Genomic DNA, 19,474 nt, shown 5'->3' with positions numbered 1-19,474 from the left:
TGCCCGGAATGAAATTGCGTTTTTGTGTGAAGTTTGGTTAATACGGCAATTAATGGCGAAAAATGACCGTATAAACCAGCAAATATTGCAAGAGCTGTCGCGCGATGGGCGCATCAGCAATCTGGAGCTTGCCGACCGGGTCGGGCTCTCGCCCTCTGCCTGTCTGCGGCGGGTTCAGGATCTGGAGCAAAACGGGGTTATCACAGGCTATCGCGCGGTGCTGGACCGCGATGCCATGGGGGCGGGTTTTGTCACCTATATTGGCGTCGCGCTGGGGGAGCATACCAAAGAGGCGCAAGAGGCCTTTGAGCGGGCGATGAATGAGGCAGCCGAAGTGGTGGAATGCCACAATATCACCGGAACGATCGAGTATCTGTTGCGGGTCGAATGCGCCGATCTGCCCAGCTACAAGCGGTTTCACACGGATATCCTGGGCACCTCGCCCTTTGTCACCGCGATCACCACCTATGTGGTGATGGGCTCGCCCAAAGATCTGCGCAGCTGATCCCTGGGCGAGGGGGATATTTTTGGAAAGATGAAACAGCGGTTGCCTCTTTGCAATTCGCCTAGGCGCCTTTGGGCCCTGTCTGCTTATGCTTCGAAGGGAGCAGTGCCTGGAGGGCAATCTCGGGCGAGGTCAGGACGGGAATATCCAACTGAGAGCGCAACGGGGCGCCTGCCGCCGCCATGGAGGCCTGGGCCAGCACCACGGCTGAGATCTCGGGGCGTGTTTTTAGCTCTGCCATGATGGCGGCAGTGATGGCTGCGGCAAAACCTGCGGTGTCTCCTGCTTGAAACAAGGGCCAGGCCGTGGTGAGGTCGAGAGGGTGGACCTCAGCGGGCTGGCCGGTTTCCTGGAACGCGCGGCGGAGCAAGGCGTTGGAGGGCGCAAGGGTGCTGTCCAGGCAATAGGCCATCAGCACCGGACCACCGATCCGGGCGGCGATTTGCATCATTGGCCAGTCAATGCGGGTGGCGCCTGCGGTCTCGGCGAGCTCGCCGATGGTGGTGCAGGTGCACAGGCTTGCCCCCGGTACAGCCGCGATGGCCTGTGTGATCTCCTGCCTCAGGTCTGAATCTATGCCACCCTGGGCACGCTCCAGCCAATCCGGGCGCACCACATGGATCAGATCTGCCTTTGGCGCCAGACGGTCAAAGGTCTCCACGTGCACTTTGGCAGTGTGAAACAGGGTGAGTGCGGCCAAGGGGCACCTCCAAACGGAATAAGGAGCGCCGGGTTGGCGCCCCTTTCACTCTAGTTACATATCGGGCGTCGCCGATAGGGCTAGCTTGCAGCGATCAGTTCGGACTGGGCGACGATGACCTCGGCCTGTTTGATCGAGGCGATATCCACCAGGCGGCCCTTGTAGACGGTGGCGCCTTCGCCGTTGGCCTTGGCCTGTTCCATTGCGGCGAGGATCTCGCGGGCCTCGAGAACGGCCTCATCCGAGGGGGTGAAGACCTCGTTGGCCAAGCTAATTTGTTTGGGGTGGATGGCCCATTTGCCTACCATGCCCAAAGTGGCAGAGCGTTTGGCCTGGGCGATATAGCCTTCGTCATCGGAGAAGTCGCCAAAGGGGCCGTCGACCGGCAGCACACCGTGGGTACGGCAGGCGGCAACAATGGCGGCCTGGGCCCAGTGCCAGGGATCGGACCAATGTTTTTCGCCGTCGCGCAGCATGTAATAGTTTTCCTGGGTGCCACCGATGCCGGTGGTCTGCATGCCCATGGAGGCGGCAAAATCGGCCGCGCCCAGGGACATTGCCTGCATCCGTGGGGAGGCGGCGGCGATCTCTTCCACATGGGCGATGCCAGCTGCCGATTCGATGATGACTTCAAAGGAAATCGGCTTGCTGCGGCCCTTGGCGCGCTCAATGGCGGTGACCAGCGCGTCCACCGCATAGACGTCTGCGGCGCAGCCGACCTTGGGGATCATGATCTGGTCAAGGCGATCACCGGCTTGTTCCAGCAGATCCACCACGTCCCGGTACCAATAGGGCGTGTCCAGCCCATTGATGCGCACGGACATGTATTTAGTGCCCCAATCCACGGTGTTGAGCGCCTCGATGACATTGGCGCGGGCGCTGTCTTTGTCTGATGGGGCCACGGAATCTTCGAGATCAAGGTTGATCACATCGGCAGCTGAGGCGGCCATCTTGAGGAAGAGTTTGGTATTGGAGCCAGGGCCAAACAACTGGCAGCGGTTGGGGCGGGCAGGGGCGGTGGGTTGAAGGCGAAAGCTCATAGTGGCAATCCTTTGCGTAAGGAAATTACGATTTTGTCTCTGGAAGTGGTAAGAAATTGCGCGAAGGCTTGCAAGGGCTACTTTGCATGTGCAGCATTGCTCCTGCGGCATATGCGCGGCTCTTGGCGTCTCGGCGCAAGGATCAGCGGTGTGGTTGGCTCCTGACGAAGAATCTTCGAAGTTTTCGCTGTATGATGGTGGATCTTTCGAATTCCTTGATTACGCAAATGCAAAAACGGGACCGCATCGCTTGCGGGCTCAACTAGGATCGCAAGGAAATGTAAATTCGTGGAGGGCCCGAGATGATCGAGACACCATACCTGTTGTTCCTGGGCGATGCGCCCGACATGCTGGCGGCCAAGGTTGCCATTGGCATCCGTGACTGGCGTCCGGATCACGCCGTTGGCCAAATTCGTCTGCCTGGCTGCGGCGCGGATCTCGGCTTGACCGAAATGACCCTGGCAGAGGCCAAGGCGGCTGGCGCCAAGACGCTGGTGATTGGCGTGGCCAACCGCGGTGGCGTTATTTCTGCAGCCTGGAAAGAAGTGCTGATTCAGGCGCTTGAGATGGGCTTTGACCTGGCCTCGGGCCTGCATAACCTGTTGCGCGACGAAGGTGACCTGGTGGCTGCGGCGCAGACCCATGGCGGCACTTTGCATGATGTGCGCGTGCCCACCGATGGCTATCCAATTGCCAATGGTGTGAACCGCTCTGGGAAGCGCTGCCTGGCGGTGGGTACCGATTGTTCGGTTGGCAAGATGTACACGGCCCTGGCGATGGACGCCGAAATGCAAAAGCGCGGGATGAAATCCACCTTCCGGGCCACCGGCCAGACCGGTATTTTGATCACCGGCCACGGTGTGCCGCTGGATGCGGTGATTGCCGATTTTATGGCGGGTTCTGTTGAATATCTTACCCCTGACAATGATGACGACCACTGGGACCTGATCGAGGGTCAGGGCTCTTTGTTCCATGTGTCCTATTCCGGTGTGACCATGGCGCTGGTCCATGGCGGTCAGCCTGATGCGCTGATCCTGTGCCACGAGCCAACCCGGTCGCATATGCGCGGTTTGCCGGACTACACGGTTCCGTCGCTGGAAGAGCTGCGCGACGTGGCTTTGCCGCTGGCACAGCGGGCCAATGCCAAGTGCAAGATTGTTGGGATCTCGGTGAACACCCAGCACCTGTCTGAAGACGAAGCGACAAAATATTTGGCCGAGACAGAGGCGCGTATGGGCCTGCCAGCGGTTGATCCCTACCGTCACGGGGCAGGCCGTCTGGTAGACGCCTTGGCCGCGATCTGATCTACCTGCCCCCGCCGGAGGTGCCTGGCTTTTAGGGCTGGAGCCTCCGGCGGAGGTATTTTGGGAAAGATGAAAGATGGGGCCGCGGTGTACAAGGCTCTATCCATGGCTCTTTGGCGGTTACAGGGGGCATGAACTAAGGGGCTGTTTTATGAAGATCACAGTGACTGCGGATGTTTTTAAGCTGGCGCAGGTTTTTACCATCTCGCGGGGATCGCGGACCGAGGCCAGGGTGCTGACGGTAACGGTGGAAAAATCAGGGTTTGTTGGCCGGGGCGAATGTGTGCCCTATGCGCGCTACAATGAAACTCTGGAAAGCGTCACGGCTGAGATTGAAGGTCTGCCTGCGGCGTTCACCCGCGCTGAGCTGCAAGAGCTGTTGCCTGCTGGGGCAGCCCGGAATGCGGTGGATTGCGCACTGTGGGATCTGGAGGCAAAACAAGCCGGTAAACGGGTTTGGGAACTGGCTGGACTGCCTGCGCCGGGTCCCGAGATCACCGCCTATACCCTGTCGCTGGCCAGTCCCGAGGAGATGCAAAAACAGGCGGCTGAGAATGTCCATCGCCCCCTGTTGAAGATCAAGCTTGGCACGGCGGATGATATGCCCCGGCTCGAGGCCGTGCGTGCGGGGGCGCCAGAGGCCAAGATCATTGTCGATGCCAATGAAGGCTGGTCTGCTGAGGTCTACGCTGAGCTGGCGCCGCATCTGGTGCGGCTGGGGGTGGAGCTGGTGGAACAACCGCTGCCCGCAGGTGAGGACGAAGCGCTGATTGGCATGGAACGCCCGGTGCCCGTTTGCGCTGATGAGAGCTGCCATGACCGCGCCAGCCTGCCAAAGCTCAAAGGCAAATATGATGTGGTCAACATCAAGCTGGACAAGACAGGTGGCCTCACCGAGGCGCTGAAACTGCGCCAGGAGGCACTGGCACAGGGCTATGATGTGATGGTCGGCTGCATGGTTGGATCTTCGCTGGCGATGGCCCCTGCGACCTTGTTGGCGCAGGGTGTTTTGGTAACAGACCTTGACGGGCCGCTTCTGCTGGCCGAAGACCGCAATGAACCACTACAATTTGACGCCGCCGGGGTGCATCCGCCGAAGGCCGCGCTCTGGGGTTGAGGAGACCATGATGACCCGTACTGTTTATGTAAATGGCGAATATCTGCCCGAGACCGAAGCAACAGTTTCGATCTTTGACCGCGGCTTTCTGATGGCGGATGGCGTCTATGAGGTGACATCTGTTCTGGATGGCAAGCTGATCGATTTTGAAGGCCACGCGGTGCGGCTGCAGCGGTCGCTTGATGAGCTGGACATGGCTGCGGCCTGTTCCAAGGAGGAGCTCTTGGAGATCCACCGTGAGCTGGTCGCCCGCAACGGCATTGTCGAAGGTCTGGTCTATCTGCAGATCACCCGTGGATCTGATGGCGATCGCGATTTTGTTTTTCCGGATCCGGAGACGACAAAGCCAACCATCGTGCTGTTCACCCAGAACAAGCCCGGTCTGGCCGACAACCCGGCTGCCAAGAAAGGCGCCAAGATCATTTCGATTGAGGATATCCGCTGGGGCCGCCGCGACATCAAGACCGTGCAGCTGCTTTACCCCTCGATGGGCAAGATGATGGCCAAGAAGGCCGGTGCGGATGATGCCTGGCTGATCGAGGATGGCTATGTCACCGAGGGCACTTCGAACAACGCCTATTTTGTCAAGAACGGCAAGATCGTGACCCGTCCGCTGAGCACCGATATCCTGCATGGCATCACCCGCAAGGCGGTTCTGCGCATGGCGGCTGAGGCGCAGATGGAAGTGGAAGAGCGTCTGTTCACCATTGATGAGGCAAAAGAGGCGGATGAGGCTTTCACCACCTCTGCCAGCGCCTTTGTGATGCCAGTGGTTGAAATCGACGGTGTGGCGCTGGGGGATGGCACGCCTGGGCCGATTGCCAAGCGTCTGCGGGAGATCTATCTGGACGAAAGCCTGAAAACGGCGATTTAAGTCTGACGAACAGACCGCAATTTTGCGGCCCTGCGCCAGCTGATGGCGCATGTTGGATTTTAGAATATGGCCCCGCCAGCATCTGGCGGGGCCTTCTTTATTGAGCCTGACATGTCAGCGCGGGGGCAGCATCCGTTGTGGTCCGCGCGATTTAGGTGTGGTCCCCCTGGCAGTGCACCTGCGAGAGGCGGGCCTTCAGGAAAACCTGTCACGCAGAATGTTCTTTTGGACTTTGCCCATGGCATTGCGCGGCAGTTCATCCACAATGATCAATTTGCGGGGCTGTTTGAAACCTGCGAGTGCTGCGCTGACAGAGAGCTTGATTGCAGAAATATCGGGTGTTTTCCCCGGCTTTGGCACCAGAATGCCAATCACCGATTCCCCAAAATCCGCATGTGGCACGCCGATGACCGCGCTTTCCAGTACATCAGGCTGATCATCAAGCAGCAGCTCTATTTCCTTGGGGTAAATATTGTACCCGCCCGAGATGATCAGGTCTTTGTTGCGCCCGACGATGTGCAGATAGCCGTCGCTGTCGATCTGGCCCAGATCTCCGGTGATGAAAAAGCCATCAGCGCGCAGTTCAGCGGCCGTCTTGTCCGGCATTTGCCAATAGCCCTGAAAGACATTTGTCCCGCGCACTTCGATTTGACCAATCTCGCCCTGGGGGAGGGCGGCGCCGGTGTCGGGATTGGTTATCTTCAGCTCGACGCCGGGCAGTGGAAAGCCAACAGTGCCCGCACGACGTTCGCCACTATAGGGATTTGACGTGTTCATATTGGTTTCCGTCATACCATAGCGCTCAAGGATACGGTGGCCGGTGCGCTCTTCGAACTGGATATGGGTCTCGGCCAGGAGCGGAGCGGAACCGGAGATGAACAGCCGCATATGCGCCGTCAGATCGCGGTTGAACCGGGCATCTTGCAGCAGGCGGGTGTAAAAGGTTGGCACCCCCATCAGGCAGGTGGCGCGCGGCATCCAGCTGATCATGGTATCGAGATCGAATTTGGGCATAAACACCATGCTGCCGCCGGCAATAAGCGTCACATTGGCCGCAACAAACAAGCCGTGGGTGTGAAAGATCGGCAAGGCGTGCAGCAGGATGTCCTGGTTGGTGAATTGCCACTCGGCGGCCAGGACCTGGGCATTGGACAACAGGTTTTCCTGGCTCAGCATTGCGCCCTTGGAGCGCCCGGTTGTCCCCGATGTATAGAGCAATGCGGCCAGATCACTGGGGCTGCGCTTGACCGGGGCCAATGTCGTGGGCCTGCTGCGGGCGTGATCCATCAAAGACCCCGAGCCATCGGCATCCAGCGTCAGCACCGCCGCATCCAGTTCATCCGCCATCGCTTGGATCAGCGGCTGGGAGCGGCTGGCGCAGATGATCAGGGCCGCACCGCTGTCTGCAAAGAAATACTGCACTTCGCTGGCGGTATAGGCGGTGTTGAGCGGCAAAAACACCAGACCCGCCTGCGCGCAAGCGGCATAAATCGCAAGGCATTCCGGCGATTTATCTACCTGTACGGCAACGCGATCCCCTGGCGACAGGCCTTTGTCTGCAAAAACATGGGCGATCTGGGAGGCCATGGCCAAAAAGCTGTCATGGGTTAGGCAAGTGCCATCCAACAGTTGCAGGAACGGGGTGGATTGCCCGGCGTGACGGCCGAACAGAGTATCATAAAGTGGATTAGTCATGTTGATTGACCATGTAATGGGGTCTCATTTGTGCCGATGGTACCCGCCGTCGCTTTCGCCAGGGTCTTGACGGATGGCAGGGCCTGTACGTCTTTGGTTGCGATGTAATGTTCTTGGTTGGCAGTCACCTTGGCCAGATCGTAATAATAGCTGACCATCACGCCGCCGGATTGCTCCAATCCCTTGGGAGATTGGTCGCCAGTTGGATAAATGTCTGAAATCACAGCGCCATTGCCAAGATGGAAGCGCGCGACAGGATCAAAGGGCAGGCCATCATCCCGCTTGGCGTTGACCAGATAATGCGCCGCCAATCCCTGCATGGTCTCGGGGGTGTCAGGATCCCAGGGCGCACCGATCTGGTCGGACCATTTGCGCAACCCGGGCATCGGGGACAGGGTCACAAAGGTTTTTAGCCCGTCCTGTTCCGCCGCAAGATCTGTTGCCACCTGTTTGATCAGGGAACTGCCAAAAGAGATCTGGGCAAGGCCGGGTTGGCAATTGGAGATCGAATAAAAAACCGCCGTATCCGCGTCACTGGCAGCAATGGGGGTGCGGTCCTCGCTGAGCAAGGCCTGGATCGAGGAGGCACGGCCTTTGGTCAGGGCGACTTCGACAAAAATCAACGGCTCGTCCGGCATGGCGGGGTGGAAAAAGGCAAAGCAGCGCCGGTCCTCGGGGGCCAGTCTGCGGCGCAGGTCATCCCAGCTTTGGATTTCATGCACCGCTTCATAGGCGATCACTTTTTCCAGAATATGGGCCGGGCTTTCCCAGCTGATGGGCCGCAGAACCAGAAACCCACGGTTGAACCAAGAGACAAACAAATGCCGAAAGTCCAAATCAATGGCCGACAAGGTGGCATCATCACGTCCCAGGCGCAGCAGGTCTGTGCGCATATGGACCAGAGCGGCGGTTGCATTTGGTGCCTGGTTTAACCTCCGCACCAGCTCTTGCCTTTGGGGTTCAGCAGCGGCCAGAAAGGCGCGGTAGGTGGATTGAGAAGGCGCCGCCTCATAGGCGTTCAGGGCAGCGCGCACCGCCTGGGGATCAATGTCCATGCCGAGGGCCAGATGCCTGAAAAACGCAAGCTTTTGCTCATCGGTGAGTTTAGGAAACCGCGCCAGGATCTCGCGTGCCAAGCCAAGCACCTGGGTTTCGCTGCGGGTCACCATCAGGGCATCGACCATTTCCAACAAGGAACTGTCGTCATAGCTGCCGGTTGTCACACTGGCAGCGCGTCTGTCAAAGATAGTTGCCAAAAGGTCGGCTAGTAGGGTCATGGATCACCTTTATGAAGTTGCGCGGTCAGGGGCACGGGTTCCGATATCCCAGAACAAGCCTGCCATAACCTGCATGGCTTCGCGACAAACAGATTTCAGGACGTGCTCATCCGGGGCGTGTTGGTTGCAGCCCAGATAGCTGTGCGGAATCCAGATGGTTGGCAGGCCCAGAACATCGGCAAAGCGGATGAGGTGGGTGGCTCCTGCTCCACCGGCATCGAATGTGCCAAAGTGCAATTATCATCAACTGCTAGGAAAGGAGCCACCCAATGACAGTTAAGACAGTCGGCCTAGATTTGGCCAAGGATGTTTTTCAAGTTCACGGTATTTCCGAGAATGGTCGCGTGATCTTCAACAAGGCGATCAAGCGTGCGAAGCTATTGGCGTTCTTCGAGACGCTGCCGCCTTGTATGGTCGGAATGGAGGCCTGTGGATCAGCGCACCATTGGGGGCGCACACTGCGCAAACTTGGTCACGATGTCAGGTTGATGCCTGCGAACTATGTAAAGCCTTATGTCAAACGCGGAAAGACAGATGCGGTGGACGCGGAGGCAATTTGCGAAGCCGTCAGGCGCCCGACGATGCGCTTTGTCGAGATCAAGACCGAGGATCAACAGGCTATTCTATCGATCCACCGCACGCGGGATCTGGCAGTCCGGCAGCGCACCCAGCTGGCCAATATGATCCGCAGCCTGTTGCGCGAGTTCGGGCATATCTTGCCTATCGGGATCGAAGCGGTAACGGCCTTTGCGAAGCGCCACCTTGACGGTGATCACCCGGACATGCCTGAGATCGCGAACGGGATGCTCGGGATACAGTGCTACCAATTCATCGGCCTGAACGAACGCATCTCTGGCTATTCCAAGATGATCGAGCAACATGCTCTGCTAAATGCTAATGCGCGCAGATTGATGCGCATGCCAGGAATTGGGCCAATAACAGCATCGGCCATTGTCGCTACGATCGGGGACGCAAAACAATTCCGCACCGGGCGCGATCTAGCGGCTTGGCTGGGGCTGACCCCGCTCAACAAATCCAGCGGCGGCAAGGAGCGATTGGGCAAGATCACAAAGGCTGGCGACCGCTACATTCGCAAGCTTCTGGTCGTGGGCATGACGTCTCGCGCCGTAATGGCGAAGCGCTCACCTGAAAAAGTCGATCTGTGGACGGCGAAGATCATCGCGGAGAAACCGTTCCGGCTGGCAACCGTCGCGATGGCGAACAAGGCAGCGCGTTCCATCTGGGCGATGCTCACAAAGAAACAGGAATACAGGCAGCCCGCGTTCTAACCGCGCCGACTGCCTACCAGATGCAAGACGTTGAAGTAATGATGCGGACTTAAGTCAACCAAGAGCAAGGACACTCCGGGAATGGCTGCGGCCCTCTGAGGTCGATAAGCCGATTGGAACCTCGCTCGCGGAATTCATTAGGGCCAGTGGAGGCAATGCCAAAACATAAACAGGCCGGACAGACGACAGTACTGACGAAAATGACCGCAAATACCGACAGAAAACGCTTGCAATGCAGGAGCCACCCACAGAAGTCATTGGGCAGCGACCCGGCCAGATTGGGCAGAACATGCGGATCCTTGCCCGTTGTCTCCTTGAGAGAGGCCTGCACATAGGTCACCCAAGGGTGGTCGGGGTCTAACCGGGTGGCACCAAACACGGCTTTGTCCAAAGGTCTGATCTGAACCTTGTCGAATCCTTTTGCATCCAGGTGGCGCCGCAGGGCCGGGAGCGTTTGTTCAATGTCGGTGCCAACCACATAGCGCAGCTGACACCGCGCCCAGGCCATTGGGGCGATGGCATTGACCGGGGCTTCGGGGAGTCCTGCTTTCATCGCCAGGATCGTAAAACTGTTCCAGCCATAGGCGCGTTCGGCTGGCGTTAGGCCTGCTTCACCCCAATCGGTGTCGACGGTGGGTTCCTTGTCGGTGCCCACGGGCAAATCACGCAGGGCTTCGCGTATTTTTGGGGTCAGGCTTGTCGGGCGCCATTCGGGGATCTGCAACTGGCCGCGTGCATCAGTGATGCTGGCCAAAGCCTGGGCCAGGATGATAGCGGGATCAGCCAGCAGCCCGCCCCAATTGCCTGAATGATGCGCGCCTTTGCGCAGATCCACCACCAGATCAAAGCTGATTCCGCCGCGTGCGCCCATGAACATTGTGGGTCGCTCGGCGCTTAGTCGTGGTCCGTCAGAGGCAATCAGAACATCCGCCGCCATAGTGTCCCGGTGCTTGTCCATCATTTCGGCCAGGCCAGGCGAGCCGATTTCTTCGCTCATTTCCAGGACGATTTTGACGTTAAAGCCAAGCTTGCCGCGCACGGCCAGAACAGATTCAAGCGCCGCGATATTGACCAGATGCTGCACCTTGTTATCGGCCGTCCCACGGCCATACAGACGGTCATCCTCTTCGGTCAGCTCAAACGGGGTGAGCCCGTCGCGCCATTCGCCTTCCTGCCCCCAGATCACATCGCCATGGCCATAGGTCAGCACTGTCGGCAGGCTGGGGTCTTCGATCCGTACCCCTAGCAATAATGGGCCTCCGGCGATCTTTGAACTTGGGTTTTGGTGAATCGTACAGATAAAGCCCATGGCCTCAAGCCGGGGTTGAATGGCTTCCTGCAGGTATTGATCCAGCACCAGAGCCTGATCCGGGTTCTGGCTTTCACTGCGATAGGCCACCAGTGCGGCCAGATCGGACTGCAGCCGCCCGGTTTCAAAATACTCGGTCGCTTGGTTTAGGGCGTCATTACGGGTCATTTAGGCTGTTTCCGTTTCTTGGTCTGCTGGTGGTGCAAAGGGCGGCGCATCATGCCGGTTCATTTGACGGCATGGCAGAATGGGGATCATGCAGGCGACATTTTATGCGACTATGTGACGTGAACTGCCTCACTGGGGTGGTCGTCTTGCATCGGCCGCTTGCCGCTGTACTGCGTGGATGGAAATGACGGCCCGAGAGGGGGGGGCAATCGGGGGGGCAAAGGCGATGCCAGGATGAGTGTCGGGGACCTCCATGTCCGGTTGCGGTGTCAGCACCGAGTCCAGCAAGGTCGCTTTGAGATGGATACATAGGGTAAAGTCGTCAATCTTTTCGGCGGTTTTCATTGATCGCTCCCGGCAGGGACGTTGGATTTTTGTTGTATTATATTATAATGCTAAGTATCATTTATTATCCAAAATACTCTTTATATAATCTGTTGCGTCAAGCAAAATTTGCCCCAACCAAAAGAAGCCTCGCTATGCCGGCTCAAGTGCCTGAAAAACAAAACACTCTTTATGTAGGCTCTTTGGCCAAGGGGCTCAGAATTCTGCGCGCCTTTGATGAAACCGCGACCGAACTGTCCCTGAGTGAGCTGGTGAAACGAACCGGTTTGGAGAAAAGCGCCGCGCAGCGGCTGGCAAATACCCTGCACCTGGAAGGCATGCTGGACAAAGATCCGGCGACCAAACGCTATCGGCCGTCACATGCCTGGCTGGAGATGGCCTATGCCTATTTCTGGTCGAACCCTCTGGTTCGGCTGGCCATGCCCAAGCTGATTGAATTATCGCACCAGCTGGATGCAACCGTGAACCTTGCTGAATTGTCGGGGGATCACATTCTTTATGTCAGCCGGGTTCCCGGCCGCAGTGGCCAATTTGCGTCGACAATTGTTGGCCGTCGGTTGCCCGCCCTGAGCTCTGCGGCGGGACGTGCCGTTTTGTCGACCCTGCCCAAGGAGACGCGCGACAAAATGATCGCAACATGGCCGCTGCCGCAAATGACACCGCGCACAAACATGGATCGCGACAGTATCGTCAAGATCGTCGACGAAGCAGAGGCCAACGGGTTTGCAATGACGCAGGATCAGTCGATCCTGTCCCAGACCGGTATTGCGGCCCCCATCAAGGGACCAAATGGCCAGGCCTTTGCCGCCATTCAATGTTCGGTTTCAACCCGGATGTGGAGTATCGAGAAAATCGAGCAGGAGATCCTGCCCTATATTATTGAGGCGGCCGACAGCATCGCGCCCCACATCAGAGGCTGAAAGGCGACCGCCTCCCTAGAGGGGCCAGAGGCCAAAATGGACCCGGTGAGGTCAGCCGAAGCGATAGCCAGAGGCGGTTACGCCACCAAAGATGCCATCTTGGTGATAGATCCGCAGTGCCTGCGCGTCTTCGGCTGCACCCAGGGCGGCAAAGATCGGTGCAAAGTGGTCTTCTTTGGCATGGCATATTCGGGCTGCGGGCGCTTGCTCCCAGTCCAGCAGCGCAGCGGTGCGCGCCGGTTGAGGCAGGGCCAGAGTCGCGTCGAGCCAGGCATCGAACTGCAGCGAGGGCTGTTTGGCAGCGGGGCCAAACAGACCGAGGTTGTGATAGCTGAGCCCGGAGCCGATGATCAGAACGCCTTCGTCGCGCAGCGGCGCCAGGGCTCGGCCCAACCTGAAATGCTGTTCCGGGTCATAACCATGGCGCAGGGAGACCTGAAACAGGGGGATATCGGCCTCGGGATACATGACGGCCATGGGGACAAAACAGCCGTGGTCAAACCCCATTTCCGGATCCAATCTGCTGGGCAGCCCCGCCTGTTCGATGAGATCCGCGACGCGTTTGGCGAGATCTGGCGCGCCGGGGGCTGGGTAGGTGATCTCATAGGTTTCGGCTGGGAAGCCGGAATAGTCATAAACCATTGGCGGCCTGGCGGCGGATATGACCGCAAAACAATCGCTTTCCCAGTGGCCAGAGATCATCAGCACGGCCTTGGGGCGGTCTGGCAATTGTGTGGGCATGTCGGCGAGGGAGGCTTCTAGTGGCGCGAACTGAGCCCGCCAATCGGGAATCCAGGGCCAGGGGCCACCCCCGTGAGAAATGAAATAGCTGGGCATTTTGGCGGTGGGTATTTTGACGGTGGGCTGGGGCGTGGCCTGGGGCATGGGTCTTCTCCGGGATGATCAACCTGTGCCGACAACCTAGGCCCCGCCCACTCCCGTTTACATGTCCCTGGCCGCACAGGAGCTGTGTGCGACCGCGCCAGTGGATTGGTGCAAAGGGGCGCTTTCCCCTAGCTCTTATCAGTCACGTTCTCTTTGAAGGCGACTTCGAATTTGGCCTGTTTTTCCGGGCTGGCCTCGGTTTGGTAGGTGGTTTTCCACTCATCCATGGTCATGCCATAGTAGATCTCGCGGGCTTCCACTTTGCCCATTTCGATGCCGCGTTCATTGGCGGCTTCCTGATACCAGCGGCTCAGGCAGTTGCGACAAAACCCTGCCAGGTTCATCATGTCGATGTTCTGCACATCGGTGCGGTCTTCCATCAGGTGCTTTTGCAAGCGGCGAAAGGCGGCGGCCTGGAGTTCGATCTCGGTCTGTGGGTCGATCTGTGGGTCGATCTGCTTGTTCATTTGGGGCTCCTGATTTGTGCTGGCGTCCTGTAATGTTCTAGCAATCCAGCCCAAGGGGTACAATGTTGCCTCACAATCTGCGCTGAGGGGGCGCTACAGACCCGAGGCAATCAAGGCCTGTGGCAGGGAGTCTGCCAACCGCTCGGCCCAGAGCTGCTGCCCGGCGTCATCGGCAATCAGATCGTTGCGCAGCTCGATCAGGGTATTGGGGCGGCCCATCTTGGTGGCATGGGTGTCAATCGCATCTCCCGGCAGATAGCCGGTATAGGGTTCGTTGATACCGACGCAAAGATCACCGCCGGCCTGTAGCGCGGCGATCAGACAGGGGGAGAACCGCTCACCTTCTGGATGCAGGATGCCGATCTCCCAGGGGCGCGGCGTGCGGCCACGCAGCTGCGGCGTAAAGGAATGCACCGAGATAATCACGGTATCAGGCCGTGCGGCCAATTCGGCCAGGGCCGCATGATAGGGGCGATAACAGCGGGCAAGGCGGCTCTCGCGTTCGGCCTCATCGGCGTGGCGATTGGCGGGGATGATTGTCCCGTCATAGAGCTGCATCAGCAGGGTTGGATCATCTTCGCCCCGATTGGGGTCGATTACCAGGCGGGAGAAATTTGAGGCCACAACCGGGGCGTCCAGGTACTCTCCCAGCAAAGTGCTTACCGCCAGCGCGCCCGGATCATAGGCGATGTGGCGGCGCATGTCGGTCTCTGGCAGGCCGAGGTCGCCACCGCCGACAAAGGGCGGCACCACATTGCTGGCATGATCGCAGGTGATGAGCCAGCGGCCGGGGCGATCGCCCCCTTGGATAATAAATGGACTGTATGTCATGGATTTGTCGCCTGTTGTTGGGAATAGCCATACTGCAGTTGCAGCAGAATGGGAATTGAGCGATAACCGCCCCAAATGCTGTTTGCGGTAACATTTGCTTTATGGCCACATGTTCGCACGGTGGCCCATGATATGCCCAAAAGGAGAGACCTGATGAAACGCTCGCGCAATGTAAAGATTGTCGCCACTCTGGGGCCCGCATCGGACACCTACGAGACCATTCGGGCGCTGTTTGAGGCCGGCGCCGATGTGTTCCGTTTGAATATGTCCCACGGCACCCAGGCTGAGATTGCAGAAAAACATGCCATCATTCGTCAGGTTGAACAGGACCTGGGCCGCTCTATCGGAATTCTGGCGGATCTTCAGGGGCCAAAACTGCGGGTTGGTGTCTTTGCCAAGGGCGAAGAGGAGCTGGTTCCAGGAGCGGCTTTCCGGATGGATCTGGACGGGGCAGAAGGCGATCTCTCTCGGGTCTGTCTGCCGCATCCAGAGATTTTTGCCGCTTTGGAGCCGGGCGCGCATCTTTTGGTCAACGATGGCAAGATCCGCCTCAAGGTGGTGCGTTGTGGCGCTGACTTTGCTGACTGCGAAGTGGTGATCGGCGGCACCATCTCCAACCGCAAGGGCGTCAATGTGCCAGATGTCGAGCTGCCCCTGGCGGCGCTGTCGGAAAAAGACCGGGCGGATCTGGAGTTTGCCTGTGGTCTGGGGGTGGACTGGCTGGCGCTCTCCTTTGTGCAGCGGGCCAAGGATGTGTTCGAGGCCAAGGGGCTGGCGGATGGCCGCGCGGCGGTGCTCTCCAAGATCGAAAAACCTTCGGCTGTGGAACGGTTTAGTGAAATTCTCGATGCCTCGGATGGCATCATGGTGGCGCGCGGGGATCTGGGGGTCGAACTGCCCGTGGCGGCGGTGCCACCGATCCAGAAGCGTCTGGTCCGCAAATGCCGCGCTGCGGCCAAGCCGGTGATTGTCGCGACCCAGATGCTGGAAAGCATGATCGACAGCCCAATGCCAACCCGGGCAGAGGTTTCGGATGTCGCCACGGCGATCTACGAGGGCACCGATGCCATCATGCTGAGCGCTGAATCAGCGGCGGGCAGCTATCCCGTCGAGGCCGTACAGACCATGGACCGGGTTGCGGTCGAGGTCGAGGCCGATCCGACCTATGCACAGATCATCGCCGCCTCGCGCTCTGCCAAGGGCGACACCGTGGCGGATGCCATCGTGGCTGCCGCCCGCGAGATTGCCGAAAAGACCGAGATCAAGGCAATCTGCTGCTTTACCCAAAGCGGCACCACCGCCTTGCTGACCGCGCGCGAACGCCCAGGTGTGCCGATCATCGCGCTGACGCCACTGCCACGCACCGCCAGGCGGCTGGCGTTGAGCTGGGGCTGCCACTGTGTGCTGACCTCTGAACAGGGGCGTTTCAAGGGCGCCGTTGTGAGCGCGGCACGGGCTGCCCGCGCCGGTGGCTTTGCCAGCGAAACCGATCAGATTGTGGTCACTGCCGGGGTGCCCTTTAATGTGCCCGGCACCACCAATATCCTGCGGGTGGCCCCCTGTGATGAACGTTTGATTTACAGCACAGACCCGGAGTAACCTCGCAGCAGTACTGTATTAGTCTGTTGTGAGAGGGTTACATGGATACTGATCTGGCGTTGATCCTGGGGATTGTCCTGGGCGGACTATCCATACCCTCTATCCTGTCGGCCTTGAGCGAGACCCATCCGCCGCGCGTGTCCAGCGTTTTTCTGCTCGCGGGGGTGGGTTTGATTGCCTATGCGATGATCTTTCATCCCGGTGGCTACCGGTTGGAACAGATCCCGGATGTCTTTTTCTCAGTTTTGGGACGTTTCTTCTGATAATTCGCTTGCCCTTTGGCAGCAGCTTTCGTACATGGCCCTCCTGTTCGCGTGGCCGGCCGGAAGTGGCATGCCGAGTCGCGCATAGACCGAACCCGCATTGAAGGAGACGGAAATGCCCAAAATGAAGACCAAATCGAGCGCCAAAAAGCGCTTCAAGGTGACAGCGACCGGTAAGGTCCTGGCTGCTCAGGCCGGCAAACAGCACGGCATGATCAAACGCACCAAGAAATTCATCCGTAACGCACGCGGCACCTCGGAGCTCTCCGCTCCCGACGCCAAAATCGTCAAGGGCTATATGCCCTACGATCGCTAAGAGGAGTTTGAGATATGTCCCGCGTTAAAGGTGGTACCGTAACCCACGCCCGTCACAAGAAGGTCATCAAGGCAGCCAAAGGTTATTATGGCCGCCGCAAGAGCACCTTTAAAGTCGCCCGTCAGGCCGTCGACAAGGCAAATCAATACGCAACACGTGACCGGAAGGCGCGCAAGCGTAACTTCCGCGCTCTGTGGATCCAGCGTATCAACGCCGCCGTCCGCAGCCACGACGAAGCGCTGACATACAGCCGCTTCATCAACGGTCTGAACCTGGCCGGTATCGAAGTTGACCGTAAAGTTCTGGCCGACCTGGCCGTACACGAGCCCGAAGCCTTTGGTGCCATCGTGCGCCAGGCCCAGTCCGCTCTGGCAGCGTAAGCTGGCAACCTGAGCTGGCAGCCTAAGGCTGTTACAGCTTTGCAGATTTGAAAGGCCGCTCCTTTGGGGCGGCCTTTTTCTGTGCCTAAACCGTTGATGTCGTGGGTAAGGATTGCAGTTTGAGCGGTGGCTTTGGGCGTGTTCATTTCAATTTCAGGTTGCTTGCGCCGCTTGTTGTTATAGGTTCCTCACTGAACATTAGGGAAGCAGGTAAAATATTATGAACATCAAAGGTGTGTGGGTCATTGCAGCTGTGTTGCTCTCTGGTTGCGTGAGCAGCGGCGGAGGGGAGTCTGTTGTTGCCAGACCAGTGCAAGATCAAGGGGGCAAGATCACCAAAGCCTTGATTGAAACCTGTTGGAAACAGGCAGGGATCAAAGGCGATCTGTACAAGTTCATGACCCCGGAAGAGGCCGCTGGGATTCAGCCGGGTGGAGTCTTTTCCAAAAGCCAGCACGCCATCTTTACCGCTTGCCTAAAGGCCTAATCAGCGCCTTTGCCGAGCCCCGATACCTATTAAACAGGACCTATTATGAAAAGAATTCTTTTGACGTTGCCCCTGCTGATGCTGGCGGGTTGCGCCGATCAAATGACTTATCCTGCTGGAATTGAACGCGATGCCCAAGCGGTTGAGCAGGTCAGCGCGACACCAGTTGATCAGCTGCCGGTCCTTGTGTCGGACACAATTAACGGTGGCAAGTTCCAAGTGCTTGGTGAAATCTCCACCACGGTCGGCAAGGCCACGGCCTTCCATCCGAATCCAACAGTTGAGCAGGCCCGCAGAAAGCTCCAGGTCGAGGCCGCTGAGCTTAAGGCGGATGCGGTGATCAATGCGAGGATTGGCAATATCCAGGTCTGTCCCTTTAGCTGGGCTTGCCGGATATCCACCGGAACAGCGGTCAAATTGCTGAACTAGACCTGATTGACCTGATCCATGCAGATCGGGTTTGTGTCTGCGTGGGGTATCAAGCTCGCTCCTTTGGGGCGGGCTTTTTCCATGCGCGGACAAAGGCATGGCGGGGCAAAGGCATGACAGGGGCGAGGTGCTGTTGCGCAGCGTCCCGGGGATTGGCTGGCCCTGTCAAACCCTGGCAAGCGGGGTTGGATAGACCGCGCCCTAGCTGGTTTGCTTTTTACGTGCCAGAACGCCGACCGCCAGTAATCCAGACAGCGGCCAAAGGGCCCAGGGGGTGCCAGACCAGGTCATCAGGTTTACGCAGACCAGAAAGGCGGCGATGACCCATAGGTTCAGGGAAATTCCCTTGATGTGGTTCTGCCCCAGCAGTGCAGCGCCACTGTGAAGCCCGTAAAGCCCGGCTGCGGTCACAATGGGCCAGGCCGGCCAGAACGAGCCGCCGCTGATCATGTTGAGCAGCACCGCAGCGCCTGTGCCAAGGCCAAGATAGCGCAGGCGCTTGACCTTGGCCAGCGGGGATAGCGCCACGCCGGGACGGGGGGCACTGGACCCAGCGGCGAGATCATCTTGGGACTGGGGCGGTTGACCGGTCGACGGGCTGGAGAGAGGCGTTGGGATCTCAGGTTCAGGGTCGCTCCAGACCTGTGACACACGGCTGCGTCGTTTGGGGGCCGCAGAGGCAGTCTCTGGGGCGATGTTGATTGGCTGGCCAAGCGCCAGGCGGTAGACCGGGATGTCTTCGACCATGTTCCGGGGGCGCTTGTCACCCAGGAATTCAAACCCGACAGAAAGCTTGTTGCGGACCTGGTCATAGACCTGCTGTGAAATCAAAACCCCGCCGGGGTCGGCCATGGTCTGCAACCGGGCTGCCAGATTGACGCCCTCGCCAATGAGATCATCGCCATCGCAGATCACATCGCCAAGATGCAGGCCAATGCGAAAGCGCAAACCGCTGTCCTTTTGGGTCAGCTCCTGCTGTACCTCGGTGGCACAATGCACCGCCTCGACCACCGAAGGAAAATCCGCGATCAACCCGTCGCCCGCAGTATTGGCCACGCGGCCGCCGTGGCGTTCGATCAGTTTGAAAAACACATTCCGCGCAGCCTGCAGATCGGTATAGGTGCCGAGCTCATCACGAGTCATCGCGGTGCTGAAGGACTGCGCATCAGCGGCCAGAATTGTTGTCAGTTTACGAATAACTTTTTGGGACACGGCACCAAAATCCTCACGCCAGCGATGCAAAGATGGGGCGCGCAACGCTGGGATGCAAGTCG

At 58.7% G+C, this 19,474-nt stretch carries 22 protein-coding genes and 1 pseudogene; 12 read left to right on the top strand and 11 right to left on the bottom strand.

The features are described 5' to 3' along the window. Positions 1 to 52 precede the first annotated feature (52 nt). Positions 53 to 505 (top strand): Lrp/AsnC family transcriptional regulator, encoded by a 453-nt coding sequence (locus tag ARCT_RS0120165; protein WP_027241696.1) that lies wholly within the window; start codon positions 53 to 55, stop codon positions 503 to 505. A gap of 61 nt (positions 506 to 566) precedes the next feature. Here ARCT_RS0120165 and ARCT_RS26610 read toward each other — a convergent pair whose 3' ends face one another. Together ARCT_RS26610 and ARCT_RS0120155 are read right to left on the bottom strand one after the other, a co-directional pair. After that, entirely contained in the window at positions 567 to 1,205 is a 639-nt protein-coding gene (locus ARCT_RS26610) for a hypothetical protein (protein ID WP_036785212.1), read from the bottom strand. 80 nt (positions 1,206 to 1,285) lie between these two features. Beyond that, complete coding sequence (locus ARCT_RS0120155; protein ID WP_027241695.1) at positions 1,286 to 2,245, bottom strand: L-malyl-CoA/beta-methylmalyl-CoA lyase; 960 nt, start codon at positions 2,243 to 2,245, stop codon at positions 1,286 to 1,288. Positions 2,246 to 2,547: 302 nt separating this feature from the next. Here ARCT_RS0120155 and dgcN point away from each other — a divergent pair, with 302 nt between their 5' ends. The 3 genes from dgcN to ARCT_RS0120140 all read left to right on the top strand — a co-directional run bounded on the left by dgcN (position 2,548) and on the right by ARCT_RS0120140 (position 5,540). Then, complete coding sequence (gene dgcN / locus ARCT_RS0120150) at positions 2,548 to 3,549, top strand: N-acetyltransferase DgcN (protein ID WP_027241694.1); 1,002 nt, start codon at positions 2,548 to 2,550, stop codon at positions 3,547 to 3,549. 151 nt (positions 3,550 to 3,700) lie between these two features. Further along, the gene (gene dgcA / locus ARCT_RS0120145; protein ID WP_027241693.1) at positions 3,701 to 4,666 is read left to right on the top strand and encodes an N-acetyl-D-Glu racemase DgcA; all 966 of its coding nucleotides are present in this window, start codon (positions 3,701 to 3,703) and stop codon (positions 4,664 to 4,666) included. A gap of 10 nt (positions 4,667 to 4,676) precedes the next feature. Further along, complete coding sequence (locus ARCT_RS0120140) at positions 4,677 to 5,540, top strand: D-amino-acid transaminase (RefSeq protein ID WP_027241692.1); 864 nt, start codon at positions 4,677 to 4,679, stop codon at positions 5,538 to 5,540. A gap of 195 nt (positions 5,541 to 5,735) precedes the next feature. Here the strand turns inward: ARCT_RS0120140 and ARCT_RS0120135 are convergent, their stop codons facing one another. From ARCT_RS0120135 to ARCT_RS28695, 3 genes and pseudogenes are all read right to left on the bottom strand, one after another. Then, positions 5,736 to 7,235 carry a malonate--CoA ligase gene (locus ARCT_RS0120135; RefSeq protein ID WP_027241691.1) on the bottom strand — a complete coding sequence of 500 codons (1,500 nt, stop codon included), beginning with the start codon at positions 7,233 to 7,235 and terminating at the stop codon, positions 5,736 to 5,738. Next, the gene (locus ARCT_RS26605) at positions 7,232 to 8,512 is read right to left on the bottom strand and encodes a malonyl-CoA decarboxylase (RefSeq protein WP_051360909.1); all 1,281 of its coding nucleotides are present in this window, start codon (positions 8,510 to 8,512) and stop codon (positions 7,232 to 7,234) included. Before ARCT_RS26605 ends, ARCT_RS0120135 begins: the two co-directional genes overlap by 4 nt. 9 nt (positions 8,513 to 8,521) lie before the next feature. Then, positions 8,522 to 8,695: pseudogene (locus ARCT_RS28695) on the bottom strand (M20 peptidase family dipeptidase); the annotation flags it as partial. Between the two features lie 86 nt (positions 8,696 to 8,781). Here ARCT_RS28695 and ARCT_RS0120120 point away from each other — a divergent pair. Next, positions 8,782 to 9,801 (top strand): IS110 family RNA-guided transposase, encoded by a 1,020-nt coding sequence (locus tag ARCT_RS0120120; protein ID WP_027239017.1) that lies wholly within the window; start codon positions 8,782 to 8,784, stop codon positions 9,799 to 9,801. A 49-nt stretch (positions 9,802 to 9,850) separates the two neighbouring features. On the opposite strand, the gene ARCT_RS26600 is transcribed toward ARCT_RS0120120, so the two are convergent. Together ARCT_RS26600 and ARCT_RS0120110 are read right to left on the bottom strand one after the other, a co-directional pair. Then, entirely contained in the window at positions 9,851 to 11,278 is a 1,428-nt protein-coding gene (locus ARCT_RS26600; RefSeq protein WP_051360907.1) for a M20 family metallopeptidase, read from the bottom strand. A 129-nt stretch (positions 11,279 to 11,407) separates the two neighbouring features. Continuing rightward, entirely contained in the window at positions 11,408 to 11,623 is a 216-nt protein-coding gene (locus ARCT_RS0120110) for a hypothetical protein (protein ID WP_027241689.1), read from the bottom strand. Between the two features lie 134 nt (positions 11,624 to 11,757). On the opposite strand from ARCT_RS0120110, the gene ARCT_RS0120105 reads away from it, so the two are divergent. Next, positions 11,758 to 12,543, top strand: coding sequence for an IclR family transcriptional regulator (locus ARCT_RS0120105; RefSeq protein WP_036785209.1), 786 nt, complete (start codon positions 11,758 to 11,760; stop codon positions 12,541 to 12,543). Positions 12,544 to 12,594: 51 nt separating this feature from the next. Here the strand turns inward: ARCT_RS0120105 and ARCT_RS0120100 are convergent, their stop codons facing one another. The 3 genes from ARCT_RS0120100 to ARCT_RS0120090 form a co-directional block, all read right to left on the bottom strand. Next, positions 12,595 to 13,284 carry a DODA-type extradiol aromatic ring-opening family dioxygenase gene (locus ARCT_RS0120100; RefSeq protein WP_240476349.1) on the bottom strand — a complete coding sequence of 230 codons (690 nt, stop codon included), beginning with the start codon at positions 13,282 to 13,284 and terminating at the stop codon, positions 12,595 to 12,597. A gap of 272 nt (positions 13,285 to 13,556) precedes the next feature. Next, a complete protein-coding gene (locus ARCT_RS0120095) occupies positions 13,557 to 13,871 on the bottom strand; it encodes a DUF1244 domain-containing protein (protein ID WP_027241686.1) in 315 nt (104 codons plus the stop codon). A 117-nt stretch (positions 13,872 to 13,988) separates the two neighbouring features. Beyond that, positions 13,989 to 14,726, bottom strand: a complete 738-nt coding sequence (locus ARCT_RS0120090; RefSeq protein WP_027241685.1) for an N-formylglutamate amidohydrolase — start codon at positions 14,724 to 14,726, stop codon at positions 13,989 to 13,991. 153 nt (positions 14,727 to 14,879) lie between these two features. Between ARCT_RS0120090 and pyk the strand changes: the two genes are divergently transcribed. The 6 genes from pyk (at position 14,880) to rcsF (ending at position 18,200) form a co-directional block, all read left to right on the top strand. Continuing rightward, a complete protein-coding gene (gene pyk, locus ARCT_RS0120085) occupies positions 14,880 to 16,325 on the top strand; it encodes a pyruvate kinase (RefSeq protein ID WP_027241684.1) in 1,446 nt (481 codons plus the stop codon). A 41-nt stretch (positions 16,326 to 16,366) separates the two neighbouring features. Then, positions 16,367 to 16,588, top strand: a complete 222-nt coding sequence (locus ARCT_RS0120080) for a hypothetical protein (RefSeq protein ID WP_027241683.1) — start codon at positions 16,367 to 16,369, stop codon at positions 16,586 to 16,588. Positions 16,589 to 16,703: 115 nt separating this feature from the next. Further along, positions 16,704 to 16,904: a 50S ribosomal protein L35 gene (rpmI, locus tag ARCT_RS0120075; protein ID WP_009809912.1), complete on the top strand. Its 201-nt coding sequence runs from the start codon at positions 16,704 to 16,706 to the stop codon at positions 16,902 to 16,904. Positions 16,905 to 16,918: 14 nt separating this feature from the next. Next, positions 16,919 to 17,284, top strand: coding sequence for a 50S ribosomal protein L20 (gene rplT / locus ARCT_RS0120070; protein ID WP_027241682.1), 366 nt, complete (start codon positions 16,919 to 16,921; stop codon positions 17,282 to 17,284). Positions 17,285 to 17,504: 220 nt separating this feature from the next. Continuing rightward, positions 17,505 to 17,771, top strand: coding sequence for a hypothetical protein (locus ARCT_RS0120065; RefSeq protein WP_027241681.1), 267 nt, complete (start codon positions 17,505 to 17,507; stop codon positions 17,769 to 17,771). Between the two features lie 45 nt (positions 17,772 to 17,816). Further along, positions 17,817 to 18,200: an Rcs stress response system protein RcsF gene (gene rcsF, locus ARCT_RS27260; RefSeq protein WP_051360903.1), complete on the top strand. Its 384-nt coding sequence runs from the start codon at positions 17,817 to 17,819 to the stop codon at positions 18,198 to 18,200. A 201-nt stretch (positions 18,201 to 18,401) separates the two neighbouring features. Here rcsF and ARCT_RS0120055 read toward each other — a convergent pair whose 3' ends face one another. Beyond that, a complete protein-coding gene (locus tag ARCT_RS0120055) occupies positions 18,402 to 19,412 on the bottom strand; it encodes an adenylate/guanylate cyclase domain-containing protein (protein WP_027241680.1) in 1,011 nt (336 codons plus the stop codon). Positions 19,413 to 19,474: the final 62 nt, after the last annotated feature.

This window comes from Pseudophaeobacter arcticus DSM 23566, assembly GCF_000473205.1.
GTDB lineage: Bacteria > Pseudomonadota > Alphaproteobacteria > Rhodobacterales > Rhodobacteraceae > Pseudophaeobacter > Pseudophaeobacter arcticus.
Note: the sequence above shows the minus strand (reverse complement) of the source record. Positions and strands in the feature narration are given on the sequence as shown.

Coding starts and splice junctions, on each gene's coding strand:
- ARCT_RS0120100 (WP_240476349.1), bottom strand. CDS start 13,284: ATGCCCACACAATTGCCAGACCGCCCCAAGGCCGTGCTGATGATCTCT.
- ARCT_RS0120140 (WP_027241692.1), top strand. CDS start 4,677: ATGACCCGTACTGTTTATGTAAATGGCGAATATCTGCCCGAGACCGAA.
- ARCT_RS0120110 (WP_027241689.1), bottom strand. CDS start 11,623: ATGAAAACCGCCGAAAAGATTGACGACTTTACCCTATGTATCCATCTC.
- ARCT_RS0120155 (WP_027241695.1), bottom strand. CDS start 2,245: ATGAGCTTTCGCCTTCAACCCACCGCCCCTGCCCGCCCCAACCGCTGC.
- ARCT_RS26600 (WP_051360907.1), bottom strand. CDS start 11,278: ATGACCCGTAATGACGCCCTAAACCAAGCGACCGAGTATTTTGAAACC.
- dgcN (WP_027241694.1), top strand. CDS start 2,548: ATGATCGAGACACCATACCTGTTGTTCCTGGGCGATGCGCCCGACATG.
- pyk (WP_027241684.1), top strand. CDS start 14,880: ATGAAACGCTCGCGCAATGTAAAGATTGTCGCCACTCTGGGGCCCGCA.
- rpmI (WP_009809912.1), top strand. CDS start 16,704: ATGCCCAAAATGAAGACCAAATCGAGCGCCAAAAAGCGCTTCAAGGTG.
- ARCT_RS0120080 (WP_027241683.1), top strand. CDS start 16,367: ATGGATACTGATCTGGCGTTGATCCTGGGGATTGTCCTGGGCGGACTA.
- rplT (WP_027241682.1), top strand. CDS start 16,919: ATGTCCCGCGTTAAAGGTGGTACCGTAACCCACGCCCGTCACAAGAAG.
- ARCT_RS0120105 (WP_036785209.1), top strand. CDS start 11,758: ATGCCGGCTCAAGTGCCTGAAAAACAAAACACTCTTTATGTAGGCTCT.
- dgcA (WP_027241693.1), top strand. CDS start 3,701: ATGAAGATCACAGTGACTGCGGATGTTTTTAAGCTGGCGCAGGTTTTT.
- ARCT_RS26605 (WP_051360909.1), bottom strand. CDS start 8,512: ATGACCCTACTAGCCGACCTTTTGGCAACTATCTTTGACAGACGCGCT.
- ARCT_RS0120120 (WP_027239017.1), top strand. CDS start 8,782: ATGACAGTTAAGACAGTCGGCCTAGATTTGGCCAAGGATGTTTTTCAA.
- ARCT_RS0120165 (WP_027241696.1), top strand. CDS start 53: ATGGCGAAAAATGACCGTATAAACCAGCAAATATTGCAAGAGCTGTCG.
- rcsF (WP_051360903.1), top strand. CDS start 17,817: ATGAAAAGAATTCTTTTGACGTTGCCCCTGCTGATGCTGGCGGGTTGC.
- ARCT_RS0120135 (WP_027241691.1), bottom strand. CDS start 7,235: ATGACTAATCCACTTTATGATACTCTGTTCGGCCGTCACGCCGGGCAA.
- ARCT_RS0120065 (WP_027241681.1), top strand. CDS start 17,505: ATGAACATCAAAGGTGTGTGGGTCATTGCAGCTGTGTTGCTCTCTGGT.
- ARCT_RS0120090 (WP_027241685.1), bottom strand. CDS start 14,726: ATGACATACAGTCCATTTATTATCCAAGGGGGCGATCGCCCCGGCCGC.